A 5,323-nucleotide genomic window follows, 5' to 3' on the forward strand; every position below is an offset into this window, starting at 1 on the left:
TGCTGACATTGCCACTTCCGGTACTGATGCAGGCAACTACAGCTTCAATGCGACGGCAACCGATCTGGCTGACATTACTCCAGCCCCTACCACAATCACTGTTCAAGATGCATTAGCTGATTGTGAAGGAGATGAAGTTGTTCTTATCGCAACAGTAAATACTGATAATTCAGCTATTCAAAGTGATGTGGATGATTTCGGTGGAACAGTAACCTTTAAAAATGGTACCACCACGATTGCAACAGTTAGTAAAACTTCGGTTGTAGGAGGAGTGTTCTCTGGTTCATTCCCGATTAGCTTACCTCTGGGATCTACTTATAATATCTCAGCAGAATTTGTTCCTACTTCTGGAAACCTAATCGGTTCAAACACCGAAGAAGATGCGGAATTGACAGTATTTGAGGTATTTATCACCTCCAGTGTAATACCGAATGTTAATGGAAATGTGGTCATCTTCGATGGTGCAGCTAGTTCATTGGGTTTACCTTCCAGCACTACACTTACTGCTACTTATCAACCATCAACTTACACCGGTGGGACTTATAAGTGGTACTATAGGAACGTAGGAGGAAGCTTCACTCTTATTTCAGGAGCAACAAGCGCTTCTTATACAGTCCTTGCCCAAGATGATTTTGTAAGAGAATACATGGTAGAAATCAGTATTGGAGGTCAATGTGTTGCTAATACTGTCTTCTCTAAAGTAGTATCCGTCGAAGCATCTTGTGGAAAAGCAGGACAGAACAAAGTTCAGGTTTGTCATGTGACGCCTAATGGCAAGCGCAAGACCATCTGTGTGAGTGCAAATGCGGTCAACGCCTTGTTGAATGGAAGCCCTGGATCGTATGTTGGAAACTGTAATATTTCATATAGAGCAGAACAAGATCCGGAATTGATCACTGTGGCATGGAACACTCCAGTAGAACTTATCAAAGGTGAGATCGTGAAGCAAAGCGAGAAGTGGTTCAACCGTAAGAAAATCAACATGAACATTTCTGCGGAAGCTTACAATTCACTTCTGCCAGGTATGTATACCTTGACTGCTGAGTTGGAAGAAAACGACTTCTACGAACTTGAAGAGCCGATTGCTATCAATGTCCTAGTTCTTGACAAGCCAATGGCTCTGGATGTTACTATCAGCAATGATCAGTTGGCTAAGGATCTTCGATCTGGACAAGTGATCGGAACGCTCAGCACTATCGATCCAATTGATAATATCCATACTTACAGCTTGGCTGAAAATGAGCAAGTTGAATTGAATGGAGATCAATTGATCTGGAAAGGAAGTTCAGTTCCTGCTACATTCACAGTACAGGTAATGAGTACTGACAGAGCGGGTCAAACGATCAGCAGAGCGATCACACTCAGAAAAGAGTTGAAACTAGGTGAGTTCTTTATGTATCCAAACCCAGCTTCTACCGAAACCAACATTATGTTGGATCTGGATGAAAGTGCTACAGTTGCATTCCAAGTTTATGATGCAATTGGAAGACTGGTCATCCAAGATGAAGTGTACAAAGTAGGAAGCTTCACCCATACCATTAAGGTGGATGAATTGGCTCCGGGAATGTACACGGTTCAGCTCAAGGTTGGAGATATGGTAATGACCAAGCGACTGATCAAAAAGTAATCGCTAGGATCATTTGAAAACAAAGAATCCCGCTTCGAAAGAGGTGGGATTTTTTTTTGAAAGTCAATTGCTCACAGGTATACACAGATATTGGCCACGAAGGCTCGAAGGCGTTAAGTTTCTCTGTGATTAAAATCCTTTGCGTTCACTGTGCCTCAGCGGTGAAAATTATAGTGTGTTAATAGCTCACAGATGGCACGGATGATCACGGATTTTTGCTGCAATGGCTCGAAGACGCTGAGGTTCTCTATGATTTATAATCTTTTGCCACGAAGGCAGGCGCAAAGTGAAATATCTCCAAAAGCGAAGCTTTATCTCTCTTTACTCTCAAGAAAGGGTTGCTGAGGCAATCACTTCAGAGTTTGTTTTCAGGATTGAATGTCGAAATACAACTTCTCTGTGGTTAAAATCCTTTGCGTCCATTGCGCCTCCGCGGTAAAAATTAAAGTGTACAATCACAGATGTCTCGGATGATCACAGATTTTAGCCACGAAGATGTCACGAATGATCACGGATTTTTGCTGCAATGGCTCGAAGACGCTGAGGTTCTCTATGATTTATAATCTTTTGCCACGAAGGCAGGCGCAAAGTGAAATATCTCCAAAAGCGAAGCTTTATCTCTCTTTACTCTCAAGAAAGGGTTGCTGAGGCAATCACTTCAGAGTTTGTTTTCAGGATTGAATGTCGAAATACAACTTCTCTGTGGTTTAAATCCTTTGCGTCCACTGTGCCTCAGCGGTAAAATTATAGGTTATTGCCACTAAGGCTCGAAGCCACAAAAAGAAGGATTTTAAAAAGCGAAGTTTTTTCTCTGTGCTCTCAAAAAAGACTCTAGAGTCAGTCCCGATTGAAGTTCCTTCAATCAATGATTCTAAAAATCAAATTCTCCAAATTTCTCTGTGGTTAAAATCCTTTGCGCCCACTGTGACTTTGCGGTGAATAACTGTCCAACTCATTTCCCGAAAACCTCCTTAATCGCCTCCAAATAACTGAACCCATGGCCTTCGCTAGGTTCGATATGGTTTCCTTCCAGGTATTCATTCCAGCAGCAGATCATGATCGTGTTCCCGTTGGTAGGACGATATTTTTTCGACACTTGCTGTGCTTCTTTGAGTTTGGCAGCGAAGGTAGATTTGGTACTGTGCACAAGGTCTTTGTATGGCTCTGAAGGAAAGCCAGATGGTTGAGGCCAAGTTCCACCGGCGGGTCGCATGTCCCAACCCATTGCCACAGGCACCTGATATTCGAAATTTGGATCTGCACCAAACTGAGCGCTCCATCTATTCCAATGACGACGATAAGTTTCCCGCATGTCTTCATAGGAGCGATTATCCTTTTCCATGAAATTATGATAGACATAGCCTGTCATCCCTTCGAATCCCATCGATTTGAGACGAGGCACATATTCTTGTAAAAGTTGCCGCTTCTGGTATTCCCCACCTTCCCAAGGACGTTTGGCGTTCTTGGCTTTCCAAGCAGTGGGTAGGCCGTACATCCGCTCGTTTTCTTGCATAGGCCCCGCGGTGACAGCGATAAACTTGATGCCTGGAAGTCCAGATTTTTTAGCTGTTTCCTGCGATAGGTCGAGCAAATTTTTCATTGTCAAACCGTAAAATGCCGCTCTGGATTCAGCATCCTGTGGAAAATAAAAATAAACAATAGGCCGTCCATCATCTCCTTTCAAATAATCCTCTCGACTGAAATACTGATCAATCCAAAGTTGGGTGATCTTCTGGTGAACTTGCAGGTAAAGCTCTTTTGTTGGCCTTTCTCCCTCATAATTTGCCTGTCTTGCCAGCTCTTCTGGTGAACCTATTTTCAGCCAAAGCCTCCAACGTTCATCACTATCATCACACCAGTTGATTGCGAATTTCATTTGTTCCTCTCTTGGAAGTTTAGCATTTTCTTCAAGAAGCACTTCCAATTGATCACCCCATTCGATCAAACCGGGAACTGCCACTCTTCCGCTTTGATTTGGATCATTTTTCCAGCCTTCCGGATAATATATTTTGGATTGGGGGGCAAAATTGAGATGGTGAAAATAATGCCTTCCAAAAAACCAGTTGTACGCAAAAAAGTCAATGCCAAAACTCTTCATGTATTGAAGTTGCTTTTTGGCCACTTCCGCATCAGTCCGCGGATAGAAACCTTTTAATTCTTTGATTGGCTTTCTATCCAAATAAGGACCTTCATAAGGATATTGCTTGTTGTAGATCCTTCCCCTTGGGCCCCAAATTCCTGGATTTTGAAGATTGGAGCAATTTTCTCGATCCTGGAGACAAGACCAGAAACTATCCCGGTCTACAGTTGGGTCAGATGAGGTATTCCATGAAGGCATAAAATAAACACCTACTAATTCAGCCTCATTTTGTGAAAAGTTTAAAGCAGTTGAAGTAAAACCTAAGGGCTCAGGTTCAACTTTAATTTGGTGCACCTTTTCACGGCACGCACCGAAAACTATAAGAAAAATATAAAATGGCAGGAGTTGAAGAATGCTATTCATAAAAAGGGTTTATTGAGAAGAAGCCGATTTTTTTCATTCATTCCGATATGATTAAAGAAGGGATTTCTTCATTATCTGAATATTTCTGTACTCAGGAAATATCCGTTCAAAATCCAAGGTGTAGGTTAAAATCTCACGAAAGCCCATTTTTTCATAGAATTTCCGGGCTTGCATCTGACATTCCATCGCCTCCAACCAAATGGATTCCAAACCATTTTCCATCGCGACATTTTCGCAGTGATCCATCAAGATTTTGGCGATTCCTTTGCCATGAACTTCCGGATGGAGATAAAGTCGGTGGAGCTTCATTGCATTGGGTATTTCTATTTCCCTTGGAGAAAATGGAAAATCATATTTGAGGATTCCGATTTTCTTTTCGTCTAACTCAACAAAGAAATAGTGACTCGTAGATCGCTTGAGTTCTTTGTGAAGCGTATGCCGATTGTAAATCAGATTAACATACCAGTCACCCTGATCTTCCCAGATATACCGATAGCCTGAGCGATATACTTCGTCCATCAGTTGATATAAAACCGATTGGTCTTCAGCTTGAATAGCAGTCAAAACTAGGCCTAATTGGGAGTCAAGGGTGATTTTCATCCCCGAAAATAGAAAATCCTATTTGAATTTTTCCATCAAATCGTCGGTCATATCATCGGAATAAACTCCGTAAGAATTGACTACCACTCCTTTGAGTTTTCCGTCAATTGAGGAGATGGCATAAAGAATTGCTGAGTCTGAGGGGTCGGTGTTACCCTCGAATCTGAATGTTTGATCCACTTCAAATTGAGAGGGGAGCAGGCAGGTTGTTTCACAGACTAAACTGTCAAATCGAATATTGAAATCCTCGGTGTAACCTTCTTTTCTGAGTTTTTCGAGAGTTTCGACGAGTGTGGTTTCGTAGTGTTGCATGGTCATGGTAGTTAGTCTTATTAGCTAACGGGGATTCAGTAAGAAAGTGCTAAAAAGAAAAATCACAGTTTTTTGCCACTAAGGCGCTAAGGCGCAAAGATTGAAATAGAAGAGTTTCGGTTGTGCTGCTTCTCCAGAAGCTGCACTTTCAATATTATTTTGCTGCTTCAGGAGAAAATTTCCCGCAGATTAGCATAGAAAAAGACAGTAGAGTAGAGTCGTCAGGGAAGAGAATCCCTGACGTACCCCCTCTTCAATCCGTACGTGCGGTTTTCCCGCAT

Annotated in this window: 4 protein-coding genes; 1 reads left to right on the forward strand and 3 read right to left on the reverse strand. The window is 42.2% G+C overall.

Annotation, left to right across the window (positions count from 1 at the left end):
• Nucleotides 1–1,627, forward strand: a 1,627-nt coding sequence (locus ACK4HU_RS21660; RefSeq protein ID WP_409810197.1) for a T9SS type A sorting domain-containing protein, incomplete at its 5' end; no start/stop codon positions are given.
• Nucleotides 1,628–2,579: 952 nt separating this feature from the next.
• Here the strand turns inward: ACK4HU_RS21660 and ACK4HU_RS21665 are convergent.
• From ACK4HU_RS21665 to ACK4HU_RS21675, 3 genes are read right to left on the reverse strand one after another with little or no spacing between them, the layout of a single operon-like run.
• Nucleotides 2,580–4,130, reverse strand: a complete 1,551-nt coding sequence (locus ACK4HU_RS21665; RefSeq protein WP_409810200.1) for a glycoside hydrolase family 99-like domain-containing protein — start codon at nt 4,128–4,130, stop codon at nt 2,580–2,582.
• A 51-nt stretch (nt 4,131–4,181) separates the two neighbouring features.
• The gene (locus ACK4HU_RS21670) at nt 4,182–4,730 is read right to left on the reverse strand and encodes a GNAT family N-acetyltransferase (protein ID WP_409810203.1); all 549 of its coding nucleotides are present in this window, start codon (nt 4,728–4,730) and stop codon (nt 4,182–4,184) included.
• Between the two features lie 18 nt (nt 4,731–4,748).
• A complete protein-coding gene (locus ACK4HU_RS21675; RefSeq protein ID WP_409810207.1) occupies nt 4,749–5,042 on the reverse strand; it encodes a phosphoribosylpyrophosphate synthetase in 294 nt (97 codons plus the stop codon).
• Between the last annotated feature and the right edge of the window lie 281 nt (nt 5,043–5,323).

It is taken from the genome of Algoriphagus sp. (genome assembly GCF_046296635.1).
Lineage (GTDB): Bacteria > Bacteroidota > Bacteroidia > Cytophagales > Cyclobacteriaceae > Algoriphagus.